Genomic DNA, 20,058 nt, shown 5'->3' with positions numbered 1-20,058 from the left:
ATCAATACAGTATCAGATAATTGTGAAAGTACCGTGGTATCTTCTATTACCGACAAGCATTTTCTCCTTCTGACAAAAAATAGTATACACCTGTATAATTATAAATGCAAGTATTATTTTTATTCACTTTAATAATATATTTCTTTTCCGAACTAATAAAAAACTATATCTAGTAATCGAACACCAGATATAGCTTATTAAATATATTAAGTTATTCTTCCACAAGCTCTAAGTCCTGTTCATACGCATAGTCTGCTTCTGCTTGTGTAATCATGCCTTGGTCTACCATTTGTTCGAGCACCAGCTTTTGTCGAGCTTTAGCCCCTTCATAGTTCGTATAAGGATCTAAATAGGACGGTGCATTAGGTAATGCTGCGAGCAAAGCGCTTTGCCCCAATGTTAATCGACTGGGACTCGTCCCAAAGTATCCGTGAGCTGCTTCGTAGATACCATAATAATTATGACCATAATATACGGTATTCAAATACATGGTAAGGATTTCTTCCTTAGAGTAATAATGTTCCATTTCACTAGCGAGAATCGCCTCTTCTACCTTACGACTCATGATGCGTTTCGAGGAAAGGAAAAGATTTTTTACGAGTTGTTGTGTAATAGTACTACCGCCTTCCAGCGTTTCACCTGCTATGGTATTTGTGTACAAGGCGCGAATAATACCGAGTACATCAATAGCTCCATGTTTATAATACCGCTTATCCTCAATAGCAATTAATGCATTTTTTGTATACTCAGGAATAACATCCCCTTTCACCCAATGCTCTTTTGAAACACGTTGATTAAGAGCTATCTGTACTTTATCTCTAAATGTAAACAGTCGTATAATTCGATCTGTACGACTGAGCGTGTCTTCACTTTGTTCTATTTGTTTTTCAACAAGTGTATGAGCTTTACTCTCACGATTTGTCCCTTGAAAGCTATGGTATCCGTCATATATAAACATAGCCAAAATCATGACCACCACGAATACAACTAGGTTTCGAAGGTAGCGAAATACTTTCATTTCTTTCACCTATTTCTTAAAGGTCTGTAATATAAACACATGTAAATATAGGTTTATAATCTAGCCATCTATACAATACCTTATATACATATACAAATATAAGGTATATTAAATGTATTGTATCACATCAATCAAGAAGAAGATATGTAAAACACTAGTTTTTACGTCCACTCATAGTACAAATATATTTAATATATCTTAATAACGGCACGATACTATATATCTATAAATACCGATTAATGCATATTAGTTATACTTATTAAGTTGTATTAAAAACTTTAAATAGAGTATAATATATGAGATGATAAAAACATGCCTATGGAGGAGTAATATGAAACAGTGTATGGATTCAGAAAATCTGCATCGTCGATTGCGTAAAATCTTAGGTCAAGTGCAAGCTATTGATCGAATGATTGAAGAAGACATTCCCTGCGAAGATGTGTTGAGCCAAATTAATGCAGCTAAATCTGCACTACATAAAGTAGGACAAGTAATTCTTGAAGGACATATCAACCACTGCGTACGAGATGGTATCGAACATGGTGACGTAGAAAAAACCATTAGCGACTTTACAAAAGCTGTAGAACGCTTTGCAAATATGGGTAAATAAAAAAGGACTCTACAAATGAATTGCACCCAAAAATTAGACATAATTTTGGGAGATGCAGTTCAAAATGTAGGGTCCTTTTTATTACCCCAATATTAATCGTGGTTAGTTGTTAAGAATTCGCTCAATGCAGCGAGTACATCATCTTCGTCAGCACCGTCAGCAGTCAATGTAACGGATGTACCTTTTGTAGCCCCCAAAGTCAATACAGTTAAGATAGACTTAGCATCCGCTGTTTTGCCATTGGCAGCGATAGTCACTTTGGAAGTGAACTTAGTAGCCAATTGTGTGAAGGCTGTAGCAGGACGAGCATGTAAACCAGATTCGTTAGTAATTTCTACTGTTAATTCTTTCATGATAACCTCTTTCTATCTCGATAGGCAGAGCCTATCTCATACATTCTAATAGATATATTGTATCAATATCAAGTATTTCAATTCAAGTATATTACATCTTATTTGCTATATAATGATTCTATTTAAGGCAAAACTGGATTATAATAAACCTTTTTCAGCTAATACAGATTTAGCGTATTCTGTAATTTCTTCTGCTGTGTCCATAGTAAGTGCTTTATTTGCCACCTCTTCACATTCTGTTTTGGAAACAGAACGCAAAATATTTTTAATAAGAGGAATCGAAGACGCCGTCATGGAGAATTCGTCGAGACCAAGGCCCAACAGAATCATGGTCGCCACAGGGTCGCTAGCAAGCTCGCCACACATACCGGTAAATTTACCTTGTTCATGACTGGCATCAATGACGTGTTTAATAAGACGTAACACCCCTGGATGCAATGGTTGATACAAGCTACCAATTGCTTCGTTCATACGGTCTACTGCCAATGTGTATTGGCAAAGATCATTCGTACCGATACTGAAGAAGTCAACATATTTAGCAAGGATTGGAGATATAACAGCTGCCGCTGGTACTTCGATCATGATGCCAACCTTGATATCCTTGTTAAAATCTTTACTCTCAGCCGCCAGCTCCTCTTTACATTCATCAAGCATAGCATTCGCTTGTTTCACTTCCTCAACGGAAGCAATCATAGGATACATGATGTGAATATCACCAAACGCACTAGCACGTAACAAAGCCCGCAATTGTACCTTAAAGATATCTGGACGATTTAAGGATATTCGAATAGCACGGTATCCTAGGAATGGGTTCATTTCACTTGGTAAATCAAGGCATTTCAATTCCTTGTCTCCACCGATGTCCATGGTACGGATGATAACAGGCTGTCCCTTCATATCTTGGGCTACCTTTTTATACTCTTCGAATTGTATTTCTTCTGCAGGCAATTCGTCATTTTCCATGTAAAGGAATTCTGTACGATACAAACCAATACCTTGTGCGCCCATAGTGAGCGCATGTTTAGCATCCTTCGCCTTACCAATGTTGCCGAATAGTTCTACATGATGACCATCAATGGTAGTAGCTTCAAGATTAGCGGATTCGCGCAACCGTTTTAATTCCTCTTGGAACGCCAACGCTTGATTTGTATACTCCGTCCAATCCGCATCAGATGGATTGATTTCCACGATACCATCCGTACCAAGAACGACTGCCTTATCGCCATCTGCAAAGCTTTCAATATCACCAACGCCCATAACTGCAGGAATCTCTAAGGTGCGAGCCATAATAGCCGCATGAGATGTAGGGCCACCTGCTGCCGTAACGATACCTTTTACTACCGCTTTATCAAGGGATGCCGTATCAGATGGTGCCAAATCATGAGCCACCAAGATAACCTCGCCAGAAATATGTGATAAACCGCGAGGGTTCATGCCTAACATATTACGCATCAAACGATCACCGATATCCTTAATATCTGCGCCTCGTTCACGCATATAGGCGTCTTCCATGCCGAGAAAGATATTTGCAAAGGTTTCAATTGTTTGAGCCGTAGCCGCTACCACATTCATATGGCTAGACTCAACAAGGGATTTAATTCCGTCAGATAAGGATGGGTCTTGAGCAATTTGCATATGCGCTTCAAAAATAGCCGCCTCTTCTGGCCCCATTTCATCCAACGCTTTTTTACGAATAGTATCCAATTGTTTTAAGGTAGATGCCATAGCAGTTGCAAACTTGCCAATTTCTTCTTCTACCTTGTCTTCCGTTACATTGTAATCAGGAATGACAATTTCCTCTTGAATATATCTATATACATTGCCTACTGCAACGCCACGAGATCCAGAAATCCCTTGAATTCGCATATGTGTTCCTCTTTCTATTACGATTAACTACATTACTCTTTATTTTATCATTTCTCTGTTAAACAATAAAGTAATCCAAATACCTATACTCCCTTAAATAACCGTCCCATATGGGGCATTTTTTGTTTTACTATAACTCTCAATAAACGTTGTAAGCTTTCCTTATTTTCCCTTTATTTTGCTATAAATTTATACGATTCCATGCCATGCTTAGGACCTATTTATGATATAATATTATAATATAGAATATATAATAATAAACATATGAGACTTTCACGGGCTTCATGGTGAAAGTCTTACTTATTGATAGGAGACTTTATGAAATTAACGAAAATGCATGGTCTCGGCAATGACTTCATCCTCTTTGCCGACCCACAAGGGACGTCTAAAGACTACACAGACCTCGCCATCCGCCTTTGCGATCGTCGCACGGGTATTGGTGCTGATGGTCTTGCTATCCTAGTTCCTTCCGAAACCTGTGATGTGCGCATGCGCATCATCAACTCCGATGGTAGTGAAGCAGAAATGTGCGGTAATGCCATCCGTTGCTTTGCCAAATACGCTTATGAACACGGTGAAACAACGAAGGAGACTTTCACCATTGAAACCTTAGCTGGCGTAATGAAGCCTACATTGACTATCGAAAACGGTATAGTCACACAAGTTACTGTAGACATGGGCAAACCATTTTTTAAGGCCCAAGACATTCCTATGAATGTAAACATGGATAAGGTTATCGACGTAGACCTCAATGTAAACGGTGAAACCGTAACAGTGAGTTCTGTATTGCTCGGTGTGCCTCATACGGAGGTATTCATCGACGACATTACAAAAGCCCCTGTTACAACACAAGGCCCTATCCTTGAAAAGCACGATGCCTTCCCTGCCAACACCAATGTAAACTACATTGAAGTGGTAAACGACAAACACATCAAGGTGCGCACATGGGAACGCGGCGCTGGCGCTACTTTAGCTTGTGGAACAGGATCTTGTGCCTCTGCCGCTATGTCCTTTGAAAAGGGCTTAACAGGCCGCGAAGTAGATGTGGAACTCTATTTAGGAACATTGCATATTTCATACTTGGAGGATGGCACGGTGCTCATGACAGGCCCGGCTGAGGAAGTCTTCGAAACAGAACTTCCTATCGATTAAAATGAAGTGGTTACAACTTATATTAAATGCGTTCCTAAGGTACCAACAGGGTCGCACACTCATACCACGGAATATAGAGCCCCTTTTGGGACTACTTGCATCCATTCTCGTCATCCTCATAGCCGTAGCCAATAGCATCGCTATTGGTTATGCCTTGATTGTCGTATGGAGCATCATGGCCTACGTGTTCTACCGCAAAGGATATGCCCTAAAAGAATTATTAAACCTATCTTGGACAGGTGCGAAAACATCCATCATAGTGATGCAAATCTTCCTTCTCATCGGTTGGCTCATCGCCATGTGGCAAGCAGCAGGCGTTATTCCTATGATTATCGCCACAGGTATCGATTTAATTGATCCATCCATCTTTATCGTCTGTGCCTTTTTAATAACAGCCATAGTGAGTATGCTGTTAGGTACTGCACTGGGCACTGTAGGAACGATAGGCATCGTACTCATCACCATGGCAAGAGCTGGAAGTATTCCAGAAAATATCGTAGTTGGTGCCATTATTGCAGGTGCTTACTTTGGTGATCGAAACGGTCCACTATCCTCTAGTGCATCTCTTGTAGCGGCCTTGACCCATACAAAGGTATCGACGAATATTCCCATTATGTTTAAAGATGGTATTCCAGCACTCATCATCTCTACAGTGTTGTATCTATTACTATCTCAGTGGTACCCACTCAATTACGAAAATAGTTTACTATCCGATACAATTCACTTTATTTTCAATATCGATTGGACATTATGGATTCCAGTCATCATCGTCATTGGTCTATTGCCTTTGAAAGTATCTATCCGTTGGCCTATCGGACTCAGTGCATTAGCGGCGGCCATTCTAGCCTATACCAATCAGGATGCGAGCCTCTCAGAGTTGGGATGGTATACCTTAACAGGCTTTGAACTACCGCACTATAATCCACTAGCTAATATCATTCATGGCGGCGGTCTACAAACGATGTTTATCCCTACCCTTTCAATTTTTATGGCTACTGCCATTTCAGGCATGCTCGAAGGGGTTGGCTTCTGGAACGATATACGACAACTGTTAGAGCGAGCTAAAACACGGAGCGATGTATTTGCTGCCAATGTAGGTCTTGCTTTCTTAACAGGTGCGGTTGGATGCAGCCAAGCTATTGCGGTAGTTATGACGCACTCTATTATGCGTATTACCTACGCACAGCGAGGTATTCAAGACGAAGATGTAATGCTAGACTTTGAAAATAGTGGCATTCTCATCGCTCCATTACAACCATGGAATATCGCTGCCTACGTGCCCATTGTCATGATGGGTACAAGTTCAACAGGTTATGTACCATTTGCCTTCTTCCTATATCTAGTACCACTCATCTATTGGTTACGATTACGGAAGCAAGATCAACCAATCATACGCTAATTAGTATTATCTCAAAAGGGGAAATTGTATGATTTATACCATTACCTTTAATCCAGCTCTCGATTATATCGTGCGCCTTGATCACCTCAAGACGGGTACTATTAATCGCACCATCCAAGAATACGTTCTCGGTGGTGGCAAAGGTATCAACGTATCTATCGTGCTCAACAATCTTGGCATGGATACGACAGCACTCGGCTTCATCGCAGGGTTTACAGGCGAAGAAATCGTAACACAACTCAAGAAATTCGGCGTGAAAGAAGATTTCATCCGGCTTCGCGAAGGATTAACCCGCATCAATGTTAAGGTAAAAGCCTCTGATGAGGAAACAGAGATTAATGGCCGCGGCCCAATCATTGCTACCGACGAATTAGAAGCTCTATACAAACAGCTTGATGCGTTGACCGAAAAGGACACCTTAATCCTTGCTGGCAGCATTCCTTCTAGCCTACCAAGCGATATGTACGAACTCATTATGGAGCGCTTACAACATAAAAATATTCGCATCGTAGTCGATGCTACAAAGGATCTACTCACAAAAGTCTTGCCTTATAAACCATTTTTAATTAAGCCAAATAATCACGAGCTTAGTGAAATCTTTGGGCGCACTTTATCTACAAAAGATCAGCTTGTAGAAGCAGCAAAAACATTGCAAGAGAAAGGCGCACAACACGTGCTCATCTCCATGGCTGGTGATGGTGCTATTTTGGTGTCCGCTGACGGCACTGTATATACCAGTCCTGCCCCTAAAGGAACTCTCGTGAATTCCGTGGGTGCTGGCGACTCCATGGTAGCCGGCTTTATTACGGGCTATGAAAAGACGGGTGACTTACAAGAGGCGCTCTATTGGGGTATCTCCAGTGGCTCTGCCTCCGCTTACTCTGAAAACCTCGCAACCCTTGAAGAAGTAGAAACACTGCTTTCACAAGTACGAGTTAAATAGTTTTATATTTTATGTGCATCAAGGAGTACACATATGAAAATCACTGATCTATTAAAACCTCAATCTATCCTACTGAATGCAGATCCTGTCACAAAAGCTGACGCCATTTACACCTTAGGTGAATTGATGGACAAAGGAGGCTATTTGACAGACAAGGCAGAATATTTAAAAGCTGTCTTCGCTCGTGAAGAGTCTGGTTCTACAGGCCTTGGCGACGGTATTGCCACACCACATGCTAAATCTGCAGGAGTAAAAGAACCAGGCCTCGCCGCTATGGTTGTACCTAATGGGGTAGACTTTGAAGCATTAGATGGTCAACCTTCTCGCCTATTCTTCATGATTGCGGCTCCAGAAGGCGCCGCTGACACTCATGTTGAGGTATTGAGCAAACTAGCAACTATGGTGATTGACCCAGACTTCAAAGAAGCCCTAATTCAAGCGGCTACTGTTGATCGATTCTTAGAGCTCATTACAGCTAAAGAAGAAGGAAACTTTGACCCATCCGTAGAAGGATATATCAAACCAGCAGAGGATCAAAAAGCAACCAGCATTACCGATGCTATCGAAGCAAAGGCTACAGAAGCAATTGAAAAGGTAGCACCTAAGATTTCTGTAGATAACCCGCATTATGATGTACTTGCTGTTACTGGCTGCCCTACAGGCATTGCACATACCTATATGGCGGCTGAATCTTTAGAACGCAAAGCTAAAGAAATGGGTGTTTCTTTAAAAGTAGAAAAGAATGGTGCATCTGGTGTTAAAGACGCTCTTACAGCAGAAGAAATCGAGCACGCTAAATGCATTATCGTAGCTTCTGACCGTCAAGTAGAGATGGCACGCTTTGATGGCAAACCTATGATTCAAACTAAGGTTGCGAACGGCATCAATAAAGCGGAAGAGTTATTGCGTGAAGCTATGGCTGGTACAGCACCTGTATACCATGCTTCCCCATCTGACAAAAATGGTGCAGTGGCTGCATTCGATGCGGCAGATAACTTTGGTCGTCAAATCTACAAACATTTGATGAATGGTGTCTCCCACATGTTGCCATTCGTTATCGGTGGCGGTATCTTAATTGCCCTTGCCTTTTTATTCGATGTATTCGACCCAGCAAATCCTAAAAACTTTGGTTCCGGTACACCTCTTGCAGCTTTCTTAATGCAAATCGGTGGCGCTTCCTTTGGCTTCATGTTACCCGTATTAGCGGGTTACATCGCTATGAGTATTGCGGACCGTCCAGGTCTTGTAGCTGGTTTTGTTGGAGGCTTATTAGCTAACCAAGGTGGCTCTGGTTTCCTAGGTGCATTGATTGCCGGTTTCGCAGCAGGTTATTTGGTATTATTAGTTAAGAAATTAGTATCTGGTTTACCTCAAGCCTTAGAAGGTACAAAACCGGTTCTCTTCTACCCTGTGCTTGGCGTATTATTCATTGGTATCGCCATTACCTTTATCATCAATCCTCCTGTATCCGCACTTAACCACTGGTTGATGGACTCCTTGCAATCCATGGGCACAACGAGCCGCGTATTGTTAGGTCTTATCTTTGGTGCTATGATGTCCGTTGACATGGGCGGCCCTGTAAACAAAGCGGCTTATGTTATCGGTACTGGTGCTCTTGCAACTGGCGAATACGGTATTATGGCGGCTGTCATGGCAGGCGGTATGGTTCCTCCATTGGCAATCGCTCTTTGTACTACATTCTTCCCTAGCCGCTTCACAGAGGCTGAACGTAAATCTGGTATCACAAACTACATCATGGGCCTTTCCTTCATCACAGAAGGTGCCATCCCATTTGCAGCAGCCGATCCAGTTCGCGTATTACCAGCTTGTATTATCGGTGCTGGTACAGCCGGTGCGTTATCCATGTTCTTCGAATGCACACTACGCGCTCCACACGGCGGCATTTTTGTAGTACCAACAATTGGTAATCCACTACTATACCTTGCGTCCATCGCAATCGGTTCCGTTGTGGCTTGCTTTATCTTAGCACTTGTAAAGCCAAGCTTAAAAAATAGTATCACAAAATAAATCATTAAAATTAACCATCAATTATAGCTTATATATGATTGATTGATGGCTGATAATTGTTGATTGTTTATGATGAGTTTCGACGATTAGCAGTTAGTAACTAATAGTTAACATTTAGCGACTAATTGATTAATGACTCTTATCGATGGTGAAAGCTGGTGTCACACCAGTAGATATAGTAAAAGGACTAGAATATACGTATTCTGAACTGACCTAAAATTGGACACAATTTTGGAACAACAATTCAGAAGTATACGTGATCTAGTCCTTTTCTGATATTCAAAAATAATTAATATTATTTTATATTTTATAATCTAGACTACTTTCAAAAGTGGAAGCAAGTCCTCAAAATTGTACAATCACATCGATTTATGTTAAACTATATAAATATTAATAAACTTTAAAATTATAAACTATTATTAGAAATCTAGTTCGGAGAGCTAATTCATGAAATCATCCAAAAATTGTAAGGTCACTGCTGCATTTCTTGCTGCAGCTGCATTGGGTGGTGTTGCCCATGCAGAGCCTACACTTAACATGAATGATTTAGTAGGTACGAGTACCAGTGCTGAATCAACGACACAGAGTCCTACAAGTGTAGCAACTCCAGTCGTGAAACCAATTGCAACTCAGCCAGTCTTACCAGCTACACCACAACCGGCCACCGTTGTACAACAACAAACACCACCGATGGCACAACCTCAACCATCCTACGTGATGCAACCAGCAACGGTTAGCCCTGTACAAACTCAACAAGTTACACCATTGCAATCAGTACCGCAACAAGTAGTACCAATGCAATCTCAACAACAGGTTCAAACTCAACCGCAGTATGTTGTCAATAAAGATACAAAGGCTGTCATGGAACCTACATTAGCAATGCACAGTTTGATAAATGTACAGCGAAAAACTGAACCTGTTACTGTAGAAAAACCAGTAGATGGTAAGCAACAAGTACAAACTACACAAGTACAGCGTACGCCTGTTGTTATTCAACAAGAATCCATAGCGCCATTAACTGTATCTAATACTACAGTAACAAAAGCCGTGGTAGCCAAACAAAGACTTACAATTCGCGATATTCAACGTGCTGAGCGCGAGCGTTTAGCTCAACTAGCCGCAGAAGAAGCAGCTCAACAAGAAAATGTATCACAAGTTGATCAACAACAACTCGCTCAAAAACAAGCTGAAGCGCAACGTCAAGCGGCACTAAAAGCACAACAACAAGCAGAAGTCCAACGGCAAGCAGCTTTGCGGGCGGAACAAGAACGTGTGGTAGATCAACAAACCGAGGCTCAACGACAAACGGCTTTACGTACTGAACAGGAACGTATTGCGGCTCAACAAGCAGAGCAAGCTCGTATTGCAGAAGCACAACGTCAAGCAGCAGAGCAACAACGTATTCGCATCCAAGAAGAGCAACGCCGTATGGCCCTACAACAAGCTGAGCAAGAGCGCATGGCGGCTCAACAAGCTGAGGCACAACGTCAAGCAGCTATTAGAGCGGAACAAGAACGTATCGCTGCTCAACAAGCCGAGGCTCAACGCCAAGCAGCTATTAGAGCCGAGCAAGAGCGTATCGCCGCTCAACAAGCAGAGGCGCAACGCCAAGCTGCTATTAGAGCAGAGCAAGAACGTATCGCTGCTCAACAAACCGAGGTTCAACGCCAAGCGGCTATTAGAGCTGAGCAAGAACGTATCGCTGCTCAACAAGCAGAAGCGCAACGGCAAGCCGCTATTAAAGCTGAACAAGAACGTATCGCTGCTCAACAAGCTGAGGCTGAACGCCAAGCCGCTTTAAAAGCTGAACAAGAGCGTATTGCCACTCAACAGGCTGAAGCTCAACGCCAAGCAGCTATTAAAGCTGAACAAGAACGTATCGCCGCTCAACAAGCTGAGGCGCAACGGCAAGCCGCTATTAAAGCAGAACAAGAACGTATCGCCGCTCAGCAAGCCGAAGCGCAACGCCAAGCAGCTATTAAAGCTGAACAAGAGCGTATTGCCGCTCAACGGGCTGAAGCTCAACGCCAAGCAGCTTTAAAAGCTGAACGTGAGCGTATCCTCGCTCAACAGGCTGAAGAAGAACGCTTAGCGGCTGAAGAAGCAGCTCGCCAACGTGCTGAAGCCGAAGCAAAAGCTAAATCTGACGCAGAGACTAAACAGGTTCAAGAAAGTAAATTACCGCAATCTTATGTAAACGCTCGTAATGAAGCTTCCACAAAGGGCTCTACTGTTACAGAAGAGAAAAATATTCTCTCCCAACCAATTGAACCCCCATTGCAAGCTGATGCGTCTGCAAAGATTAGTCTTGCTTTCGACGCGAAAAATTACGAATCTATGTCTACGACAGTAGATAATAAGGAAATCAAATATCGTGCCTTCGAGTACATCCCTTACGTGGCTAATCCAATCGACATAGATCAGCAATACATGAACATTTATGTACCAGAGGAATATTTCAACAACGGCACTATCAACGGTTACAACACCCAAACAGCCCCTATCTTCATGCCAAATGCGGTAGGCGGTTATATGCCAAGTCAAGCTATGACTCCAAAAATGGAAAATGGTAAACCTAACAGTGTTCTTTACGCATTATCCCGTGGTTATGTAGTAGCTTCCCCTGCTACACGTGGTCGTACCAATAAAGCTTCCGATGGCAACTTCATCGGTAAGGCCCCTGCAGTAATCGTTGACTTACAAGCGGCTACAGCCTACTTACACGCTAACGATTCCGCTATGCCAGGTAATGCAAACCGCATTATCACAAATGGTACAAGTGCAGGCGGTGGTGTATCCTTGTTACAAGGTGCAACTGGTAACAGTTCCGACTTCCAACCATATTTACAAGCATTAGGTGCAGCTACAGCGGCAACTAATGTATACGCAGTATCTGCGTATGCCCCTATCACTAACCTTGATGCGGCTGATATGGCTTACGAATGGAGCTATAATGGTATCACATCCTTTAACAAAGTAACTATGGGCCAAGGCGAATTACCACAAGCTAATGTAGGTGGCAACTCTGCTCCACCACAACGCACGATGCAACGTGTAAACTTGAATGCAGACGATCTATCATACTCTAAAATGCTCAGCGAACACTTCCCTGATTACGTAAATAACTTACAATTACGTGACTCTCTAGGTCGTGTACTAAAACTTGACAAGAACGGTAACGGTACTTTCAAAAATTATGTAAAAGAATTTATTGTTGCTGCCGCTAATAAAGCAGCAGCTAAAGGTACTGATTTATCCAAGCATACATACCTTGTACGAGATAATAAAACAGGAACTATCAAAGACATAAACTGGGAAGCATATAACCACTTTGTAAGTCGCTCAAAAGCGCCTGGTGCCTTTGACTCTCGTGCTAATGATACAGGTGAAAACAATCTATTTGGTACAAGTACTACAGATAATAATCACTTTACCATTACTGCTGCATTACACGATTCAACAGCTAACCAAGATGTATACGTAGAAAATGCTAAGATCGTTACTATGATGAACCCAATGAACTATCTTGGTTCTCCTGCTGCGACAAATGCACGATTCTATCGTATTCGTTATGGCACAGCCGACAGTAATACATCTGTTGCAATTCCTTTAATCGTAGGTACACGTGCTCAAAACCTTGGGTACAGAGTAGATATGGCAACACCATTTAATGTAGATCACTCTGGTGACTACGATTTAGAAGAATTATTCAACTGGATGGATAATATCGTTAAAAACGGTAGATAATCACAATTAAATACATACCAAAATACTAAAGGAGCTACCTAGTAGTTCCTTTTTCATATACAATTATAAATTTTCTTGTGTATTCAATTATAAATGTTATTGTGAAAGTCCCTCTCCGACTATGAATAATCTGCACCATTATTTAATCAGTACATCACCCTATTATAATAATAAAAAAATTCAATCAAAAAAGGATGCCCCCTGTAAAATACAGGGGGCATCTATGTGTTTGAGCCAGGTAAAAGCAATTATTATGCTTTCACCATGATAGGCGATTAAACTTCAGGGAACAATGCTGTAGATAAGTAGCGTTCGCCTGTATCAGGGAGAATTACTACAATATTTTTGCCTTTATTTTCAGGGCGTTTTGCCAATTCTTGAGCCGCCCAAAGCGCAGCACCAGAGGAAATACCTACCAATACGCCTTCTGTGTGACCGAAAGCTTGAGATGTAGCAAAAGCATCCTCGTTAGAAACTTGGATTACTTCATCGTAAATGTTAGTATCCAATGTATCTGGAATGAAGCCAGCACCTAAGCCTTGGATTTTATGAGGGCCTGGTTTACCATTAGACAATACAGGAGAATCTGCTGGTTCTACGGCAACCACATGTACATCAGGGTTTTGTTCTTTCAAGTAGCGACCTGCACCTGTCAACGTACCGCCTGTACCAACACCAGACACGTAGATATCTACAGTACCATCAGTATCTTGCCAGATTTCAGGTCCAGTTGTTCTGTAATGAATTGCTGGATTAGCTTGATTTACGAACTGACCTGCTTCAATAGCACCGGCTGTAGCCGTTACGATTTCCTTAGCTTTTGCAATAGCGCCTTTCATGCCAAGAGAACCGTCAGTCAATACGAGTTGCGCGCCATAACCAAGCATTAATTTACGGCGTTCAATGGACATCGTTTCAGGCATTACGATTACAACTTTATAACCAAGCGCAGCACCTACAGCAGACAAGCCAATACCAGTATTACCAGATGTAGCTTCTACGATTGTGCCGCCTGGTTGTAATTCACCAGATTCAACTGCAGCTTGAATGATTGCTGCTGCGATACGGTCTTTTACGGAACCGCCTGGGTTGAAGTATTCCAATTTTGCGAAAATATTAGCGTTTGCACCATATTTTTTACCAAAACGTGTAGCAGCTAATAATGGTGTTTTACCGATTAATTCAACAAAAGATTTTGCAATTTTAGACATAGTGGTCACTCCTTATTAAATAGAACCATCCCAATTATCATATTTTGTATCAAGTTTAGCATAGGTCCCATCAATTACATCTTGAAGGGTTACGTTTTCTAAATAATCATGAATATAGTTTTGTAATCCTGCCCAGAAACCAACAGTCCGTTCGTTGATCACTGTATCAGTACTCACCCCTTCATCAAGGGTAGAGATGATAGCCATAGATTCCTCTGTAGCAAGCAAAATTTCAATAATTGTATATTCTTTAGGACTTTTAGATAAGCGATAGCCGCCATACTTACCGCGGATACTATCCACTAGTTTTGCAGCGCCTAAACGAGCTACGATACCTTCTAGGTATTTTTCAGATATGCCTTGTCGTTCTGCCACAGATCGCAAGGAGACAGGTTTATCTTGACCTTGCTCTGCCAAATCGATGAGGACCATCAATGCATACCGACCTTTTGTGGAAATCCTCATATATTTTGCCTTTCTTTGTAAACGTTAGTGTTAAACACACCCCATATTATAAAGTACTTATATTATATTTATAAAACCTTTCATATTAATAGGAATTAATTTCATTATAGACCACTCACTATAAAAATGCAAGAACTTATTTCCTACTTTTATAAAGGGATATTTACTCATTCTATATTTATTGAGTTTATCCTATATTTTAACTTAATAACTTGCCTCGTAGAAAGCTCAAGTTATAATACTTTTGTTAATTCGCAACACAACGAAGTAAGGATAATCTTATAACACAAAAGGACCAGCCCGAAGGCCAGTCCTTTTGCGTATAGTTTGTAGTTTGTTATATGAGGTTTACCATGATGAATTGGAGAGGGTTCATCTGGTATTGGGACTTACCGTATCGTCAGGAAAACGATGCGCGCCCGTGTTTATGTCATTTGAGGAGTTATCTAGATTACTCTAGCATTTAAGTATAAGTTTCTTAATTAGATTTTACCTACAAGATCAAGACCTGGTTTCAAAGTGTCTTTACCTGGCTTCCAACGTGCAGGGCACACTTGATCGCCATGTTTAGCTACGAATTGAGCAGCTTGTACTTTGCGAACCAATTCTTCAGCGGAACGGCCGATACCCATATCATGAATTTCTGCTGTACGCACGAAGCCTTCTGGATCTACTACGAATGTACCACGGTAAGCCATAGCAGATTCTTCTTGGAATACATCGAAGAAGTCAGCCAATTCATGTTTTTTGTCAGCTAACATGTAGTACTCGATTTTATTGATGCTTGGAGAAGCATCAGACCATGCTTTGTGAACGAATTCGGAGTCACAAGATACGGAGTAAACTTCGCAACCCAATTCTTTCAACTCTGCATAAGAGTTTTGTACGTCTTCCAACTCAGTAGGGCATACGAATGTAAAGTCTGCTGGATAGAATACGAATACAGACCATTTACCCAACACGTCTGCAGTGCTAACTTTTACCAATTCAGGTTTTTTGAAAGCATCAAGTGTAAATTCAGGAAGTTGTTTACCAATAATAGACATGTTATGTCCTCCTTATTTGAGTTCCATATTTAACGAATATATTTATATTGGTGTACTTAACACCATATCTATATCTATCTTTGTCTATATAATAACAAATATCATTCAATATTGCAAGCGTTATTTTTAAATTTATCGATATATTTTCCCAACTTTTTTCAATGTAAGCAAAAAAAGAAGAAAGATGCTCATTTCTGAGCACCTTTCTTTTTTTTACGTACTACAATAGACTTACTGTTCACAGTAGCGTGATCAAAAGCGATTAAATCCGCTATATTAGCAAGCCCTCTTCGTGCTATGTGACCAGTTGTAGATTGTTCTTTTCCCGATTTACCATATACAAACTGCTCTAGTTTGAGTGCAGCTAATATAAATAAACCTATAATAGATAAAATAGATTCCATCGCTTTAATCTATTTTTTTAGTTCTAAGATTGCATCTACGAAACCACGGAATAATGGATGTGCATTATTTGGACGAGATTTAAGTTCTGGATGTGCTTGTGTACCAATGAAGAATGGATGATTTTTTACTTCAATACTTTCAACGAGACGGCCATCTGGAGATGTACCAGAAATTACGAGTCCTGCATCAGTCAATTGTTGACGGTATTCATTGTTGAACTCATAGCGATGACGATGACGTTCATAAATCAAATCTTCCCCATAAGCTTCGTGAGTTTTCGTACCGGCTTCCACTTTGCATGGATAGATACCTAGGCGCATTGTACCGCCTTTTTTATCTACATCAACTTGATCACTCATCAAGTCAATTACTTTGTATTTAGCATTTTCATCGAATTCGCTAGAGGTTGCTCCTTCCATGCCACATACGTTACGAGCAAATTCCATTACTGCAGATTGCATGCCAAGGCATAGGCCAAGATATGGAATATTGTTTTCACGAGCGTATTGGATTGTGCGGATTTTACCTTCTACACCACGGGAACCAAAGCCACCAGGCACGATGATACCTTCAACACCTTCAAATACCTCTTTAGGATCTACAGATGTATCATCAAGTTCTTCGGAGTCAATCCAACGAATATTCACTTTAGTACCCGTAGCAATACCAGCATGATCTAGAGCTTCAACTACGGATAAATACGCATCATGCAACGCTACATATTTACCAACAATAGCAACTGTAATATCTTTATTAGGATTCAAAATCTTATGAACCATTTCTTTCCATGCAGTCATATCACATGGACGATCTTCAAGACCTAACTTTTTGATAACAATATCGTCAAGACCTTGCTCTTGCATCATCAATGGCACTTCATAGATAGAGCTACAGGTTTGATTTTCAATAACTGCTTCAGGTTCTACGTCACAGAACAAAGCAAGTTTTTCTTTCATATCATCAGAGATATGTTTCTCACTACGACATACCAAAATATCTGGTTGAATACCGATGCTACGCAATTCTTTTACACTATGTTGTGTAGGTTTTGTTTTCAACTCGCCTGCGGCATTGATGTAAGGCACCAACGTAACGTGAATGTAAAGTACATCGTTACGACCTACTTCTTTTTTCACCTGGCGAATAGCTTCCATAAATGGCAAGCTTTCAATATCACCTACAGTACCGCCGATTTCAGTGATAACTACATCAGCATTATCCTCTTTACCTACACGGTAAACATTTTGTTTAATTTCATTTGTAATATGTGGAATTACTTGTACAGTGCTACCTAGGTAATCACCTTTGCGTTCTTTATTGATTACAGACCAATATACTTTACCAGCTGTAATATTGGAACGTTTACTAAGGTTAATATCGATAAAGCGTTCATAATGGCCCAAATCAAGGTCAGTTTCAGCGCCGTCATCTGTTACAAATACTTCACCATGTTGGTAAGGGCTCATCGTACCCGGATCGATATTAATGTATGGGTCAAATTTTTGAATCGTTACATTGAAACCGCGGTTTTTTAGTAAACGACCCAAAGATGCTGCTGTAATTCCCTTCCCAAGAGAAGAAACAACGCCGCCAGTTACGAAAATATACTTAGTTGCCATGATGCCTCCCACCTATTACATTTTTTCCGGAGCGGAAATACCTAAAATACCCAAGCCTTGACAAAGAACGAGGGCAATCGCTGTAATTAATCCAAGACGAGCTTGTTGTAATGCTGGATCTACGCCAATGATACGACCTTGACGGTAGAATGAATGAAACATACTTGCCAAATCGTATAGATAACGAGCAATACGATGAGGTGCACGATGTTCAGCAGCTTGAACGACCTCTTCCGGATATTCAGCTAATTTCTTAATTAATTCTAATTCCATTTCACTTGTAAGCGTTGTGAAATCAGTTTCACTATAATCGCCAAATGCGATGCCAGCTTCACGCACTTGGTTGTAAATACTGTGAATACGAGCATGAGCATATTGGATATAATACACTGGGTTGTCATTACTGCGAGATTTTGCCAAGTTAATATCGAAATCAAGTTGGCTGTCTAAGGAACGCATCAAGAAGAAATAGCGAGACGCATCTACGCCAACCTCTTCAATCAATTCATCTAATGTAACGCTATCACCACTACGTTTAGACAATTTAACAAGTTGTCCGTCACGGAACAATGCTACCATTTGTAATAGCAATACTGTTAATTTATCAGGGTCATAACCAAACGCCGCCATAGCCGCTTTTACACGACATACATAGCCATGATGGTCAGCGCCCCAAATATCAATCATCTCTTTGAAACCACGGTCATATTTATTGCGATGATATGCAATATCTGCCGCCAAATACGTAGGAACCCCATTATCACGAATAACTACGCGGTCTTTATCATCACCATAATCAGTAGATTTTAACCATAAAGCACCGTTTTTTTCATAAACTTTGCCAAGGGCCTTTAATGCCTCTACGGAATGATGAATCTCATCAGTTTCATGAACTGTACGTTCAGAGAACCAGTTATCGAACGTAACGCGGAAGTTTCTTAATGTTTCCTCTAAGCGAGCTAATTTTTCTTTTAAGCCCTCTTCCTTAAACAAGGCTACACGATCTACTTCGTTCATAGCATTTAATTTATCAAAGCCTTCGCGTTCTGCAATCGCTTTCGCTGTTTCAATAATATCTGGGCCACGATAGCCATTTTCAGGGAACACTAAAGCCCCTTCTGGAATATCAAACTCAGGCATAGAACCGTCTTCATTGCGTTTAGGTGGGAATACTAATGTAGCACCTTGTAACTCTTGGAAACGGTACTCAATGGAAATAGCCATGTTGTCGATTTGATTACCTGCATCATTGATATAGTACTCGGATTGTACATTATAACCCGCTGCACGTAACAAGTTTACAAGAGCACTACCGTACGCAGCACCGCGACCATGACCTACGTGCAATGGTCCTGTAGGGTTTGCACTTACGTACTCTACTTGAATCGTATCGCGCGCACGCAATGGTTGAACACCATACTCAATACTAGCATTCAAAATGGCTTTTAACGTATCGTACACCATATCAGATTTCAAAAAGAAATTAATAAAACCTGCGCCGGCAACCTCAGTACGTTCAAGCCAATCAAAGTTCATATGACTAATCAAAGCTTCAGCAATAGCTCGAGGATTTTGACGAGCTACACGAGCGGATTGCATAGCGATGTTTGTAGAAAAATCACCGAATTCCTTTTGAGGTGGCACTTCGAGAACGATTTCTGGATATTCCCCAGCCGGCAAATCACCGCTGTTAATCGTATCTTGTAATGCCTGTTCAATCCCCGATTTCAGGATTTCCTTCATGTCCATGCTCTATATCCTCCCGCACGTCTATATCTAACTGATTATAAAATTGCCATTCACCTTCAACGGAAATATCATATCCTAAATGAACATGACCTACGCCATCATGAAAGTCTACTGTTAATTCATGAGTATTTACAGCCATATGTAAATCACCATATGGTGTTTCATATACGGCTTCGCGTTCTTCACCACGGACGTATTGATGACGCATATTGACAGCCCCTGTTCGAAGCAACACGATAGAATCATCATGGATTTTAATGGTCGTCTTAACCCCATCCAATCCAGTCACACTAGATTCTTCATAACGCACATATTGAGCACTACCCTTTTCATGTGACGTACCTGGGGAAATCAGTTCCACTACGGTATCCTTGCCATCCATATCTCGTTGTACACTCTTTACGGACACTAGAACCCGCTTCATTTTTAACCTCCATGGTAGTAATT

Annotated in this window: 16 protein-coding genes; 6 read left to right on the top strand and 10 right to left on the bottom strand. The window is 41.0% G+C overall.

The annotated features are described in order from the left end of the window. Positions 1-211 precede the first annotated feature (211 nt). Positions 212-1,018 (bottom strand): transglycosylase domain-containing protein, encoded by an 807-nt coding sequence (locus tag E6X37_RS08055; protein ID WP_058948111.1) that lies wholly within the window; start codon positions 1,016-1,018, stop codon positions 212-214. A gap of 331 nt (positions 1,019-1,349) precedes the next feature. Here E6X37_RS08055 and E6X37_RS08050 point away from each other — a divergent pair, with 331 nt between their 5' ends. After that, positions 1,350-1,628, top strand: a complete 279-nt coding sequence (locus E6X37_RS08050) for a metal-sensing transcriptional repressor (RefSeq protein WP_004697521.1) — start codon at positions 1,350-1,352, stop codon at positions 1,626-1,628. 92 nt (positions 1,629-1,720) lie between these two features. Here E6X37_RS08050 and E6X37_RS08045 read toward each other — a convergent pair whose 3' ends face one another. Both E6X37_RS08045 and ptsP read right to left on the bottom strand, forming a co-directional pair. Next, complete coding sequence (locus tag E6X37_RS08045; protein ID WP_316689735.1) at positions 1,721-1,981, bottom strand: HPr family phosphocarrier protein; 261 nt, start codon at positions 1,979-1,981, stop codon at positions 1,721-1,723. 138 nt (positions 1,982-2,119) lie between these two features. Continuing rightward, positions 2,120-3,847 (bottom strand): phosphoenolpyruvate--protein phosphotransferase, encoded by a 1,728-nt coding sequence (ptsP, locus tag E6X37_RS08040; protein ID WP_004697522.1) that lies wholly within the window; start codon positions 3,845-3,847, stop codon positions 2,120-2,122. Between the two features lie 318 nt (positions 3,848-4,165). On the opposite strand from ptsP, the gene dapF reads away from it, so the two are divergent. The 5 genes from dapF to E6X37_RS08015 all read left to right on the top strand — a co-directional run bounded on the left by dapF (position 4,166) and on the right by E6X37_RS08015 (position 13,116). Then, entirely contained in the window at positions 4,166-4,999 is an 834-nt protein-coding gene (gene dapF, locus E6X37_RS08035; RefSeq protein WP_004695030.1) for a diaminopimelate epimerase, read from the top strand. A gap of 1 nt (position 5,000) precedes the next feature. Continuing rightward, complete coding sequence (locus E6X37_RS08030) at positions 5,001-6,398, top strand: Na+/H+ antiporter NhaC family protein (protein ID WP_050774475.1); 1,398 nt, start codon at positions 5,001-5,003, stop codon at positions 6,396-6,398. A gap of 28 nt (positions 6,399-6,426) precedes the next feature. Then, positions 6,427-7,341: a 1-phosphofructokinase gene (gene pfkB / locus E6X37_RS08025; RefSeq protein WP_004695028.1), complete on the top strand. Its 915-nt coding sequence runs from the start codon at positions 6,427-6,429 to the stop codon at positions 7,339-7,341. Between the two features lie 33 nt (positions 7,342-7,374). After that, the gene (locus tag E6X37_RS08020) at positions 7,375-9,369 is read left to right on the top strand and encodes a PTS fructose transporter subunit IIABC (protein WP_004695026.1); all 1,995 of its coding nucleotides are present in this window, start codon (positions 7,375-7,377) and stop codon (positions 9,367-9,369) included. Positions 9,370-9,816: 447 nt separating this feature from the next. After that, positions 9,817-13,116, top strand: a complete 3,300-nt coding sequence (locus E6X37_RS08015; protein WP_316689734.1) for a subtype B tannase — start codon at positions 9,817-9,819, stop codon at positions 13,114-13,116. Positions 13,117-13,391: 275 nt separating this feature from the next. Here E6X37_RS08015 and cysK read toward each other — a convergent pair whose 3' ends face one another. The 7 genes from cysK to E6X37_RS07980 form a co-directional block, all read right to left on the bottom strand. Next, positions 13,392-14,327, bottom strand: coding sequence for a cysteine synthase A (cysK, locus tag E6X37_RS08010; RefSeq protein ID WP_012864824.1), 936 nt, complete (start codon positions 14,325-14,327; stop codon positions 13,392-13,394). A gap of 15 nt (positions 14,328-14,342) precedes the next feature. Next, entirely contained in the window at positions 14,343-14,792 is a 450-nt protein-coding gene (locus E6X37_RS08005; RefSeq protein WP_004695020.1) for an RrF2 family transcriptional regulator, read from the bottom strand. Between the two features lie 482 nt (positions 14,793-15,274). Further along, positions 15,275-15,838, bottom strand: a complete 564-nt coding sequence (gene ahpC / locus E6X37_RS08000) for an alkyl hydroperoxide reductase subunit C (protein ID WP_004695016.1) — start codon at positions 15,836-15,838, stop codon at positions 15,275-15,277. Positions 15,839-16,026: 188 nt separating this feature from the next. Continuing rightward, the gene (locus E6X37_RS07995) at positions 16,027-16,242 is read right to left on the bottom strand and encodes a hypothetical protein (RefSeq protein WP_316689733.1); all 216 of its coding nucleotides are present in this window, start codon (positions 16,240-16,242) and stop codon (positions 16,027-16,029) included. A gap of 9 nt (positions 16,243-16,251) precedes the next feature. Then, positions 16,252-17,862 carry a CTP synthase gene (locus E6X37_RS07990; RefSeq protein ID WP_278457222.1) on the bottom strand — a complete coding sequence of 537 codons (1,611 nt, stop codon included), beginning with the start codon at positions 17,860-17,862 and terminating at the stop codon, positions 16,252-16,254. A 15-nt stretch (positions 17,863-17,877) separates the two neighbouring features. Beyond that, entirely contained in the window at positions 17,878-19,611 is a 1,734-nt protein-coding gene (gene argS, locus E6X37_RS07985) for an arginine--tRNA ligase (protein WP_278457224.1), read from the bottom strand. Continuing rightward, a complete protein-coding gene (locus E6X37_RS07980) occupies positions 19,577-20,035 on the bottom strand; it encodes a YwiB family protein (protein ID WP_278457226.1) in 459 nt (152 codons plus the stop codon). Before E6X37_RS07980 ends, argS begins: the two co-directional genes overlap by 35 nt. Positions 20,036-20,058 lie beyond the last annotated feature (23 nt).

It is taken from the genome of Veillonella parvula, assembly GCF_032550495.1.
GTDB lineage: Bacteria > Bacillota > Negativicutes > Veillonellales > Veillonellaceae > Veillonella > Veillonella parvula_G.
The sequence above is the reverse complement of the archived record's forward strand: the minus strand, read 5'-3'. Positions and strand labels throughout refer to the sequence as shown.

What these genes read in the sequence shown, in the direction of transcription:
- E6X37_RS08055 (WP_058948111.1), bottom strand. Translation starts at nt 1,018, where the DNA reads ATGAAAGTATTTCGCTACCTTCGAAACCTAGTTGTATTCGTGGTGGTC.
- E6X37_RS08050 (WP_004697521.1), top strand. Translation starts at nt 1,350, where the DNA reads ATGAAACAGTGTATGGATTCAGAAAATCTGCATCGTCGATTGCGTAAA.
- E6X37_RS08045 (WP_316689735.1), bottom strand. Translation starts at nt 1,981, where the DNA reads ATGAAAGAATTAACAGTAGAAATTACTAACGAATCTGGTTTACATGCT.
- ptsP (WP_004697522.1), bottom strand. Translation starts at nt 3,847, where the DNA reads ATGCGAATTCAAGGGATTTCTGGATCTCGTGGCGTTGCAGTAGGCAAT.
- dapF (WP_004695030.1), top strand. Translation starts at nt 4,166, where the DNA reads ATGAAATTAACGAAAATGCATGGTCTCGGCAATGACTTCATCCTCTTT.
- E6X37_RS08030 (WP_050774475.1), top strand. Translation starts at nt 5,001, where the DNA reads ATGAAGTGGTTACAACTTATATTAAATGCGTTCCTAAGGTACCAACAG.
- pfkB (WP_004695028.1), top strand. Translation starts at nt 6,427, where the DNA reads ATGATTTATACCATTACCTTTAATCCAGCTCTCGATTATATCGTGCGC.
- E6X37_RS08020 (WP_004695026.1), top strand. Translation starts at nt 7,375, where the DNA reads ATGAAAATCACTGATCTATTAAAACCTCAATCTATCCTACTGAATGCA.
- E6X37_RS08015 (WP_316689734.1), top strand. Translation starts at nt 9,817, where the DNA reads ATGAAATCATCCAAAAATTGTAAGGTCACTGCTGCATTTCTTGCTGCA.
- cysK (WP_012864824.1), bottom strand. Translation starts at nt 14,327, where the DNA reads ATGTCTAAAATTGCAAAATCTTTTGTTGAATTAATCGGTAAAACACCA.
- E6X37_RS08005 (WP_004695020.1), bottom strand. Translation starts at nt 14,792, where the DNA reads ATGAGGATTTCCACAAAAGGTCGGTATGCATTGATGGTCCTCATCGAT.
- ahpC (WP_004695016.1), bottom strand. Translation starts at nt 15,838, where the DNA reads ATGTCTATTATTGGTAAACAACTTCCTGAATTTACACTTGATGCTTTC.
- E6X37_RS07995 (WP_316689733.1), bottom strand. Translation starts at nt 16,242, where the DNA reads ATGGAATCTATTTTATCTATTATAGGTTTATTTATATTAGCTGCACTC.
- E6X37_RS07990 (WP_278457222.1), bottom strand. Translation starts at nt 17,862, where the DNA reads ATGGCAACTAAGTATATTTTCGTAACTGGCGGCGTTGTTTCTTCTCTT.
- argS (WP_278457224.1), bottom strand. Translation starts at nt 19,611, where the DNA reads ATGGACATGAAGGAAATCCTGAAATCGGGGATTGAACAGGCATTACAA.
- E6X37_RS07980 (WP_278457226.1), bottom strand. Translation starts at nt 20,035, where the DNA reads ATGAAGCGGGTTCTAGTGTCCGTAAAGAGTGTACAACGAGATATGGAT.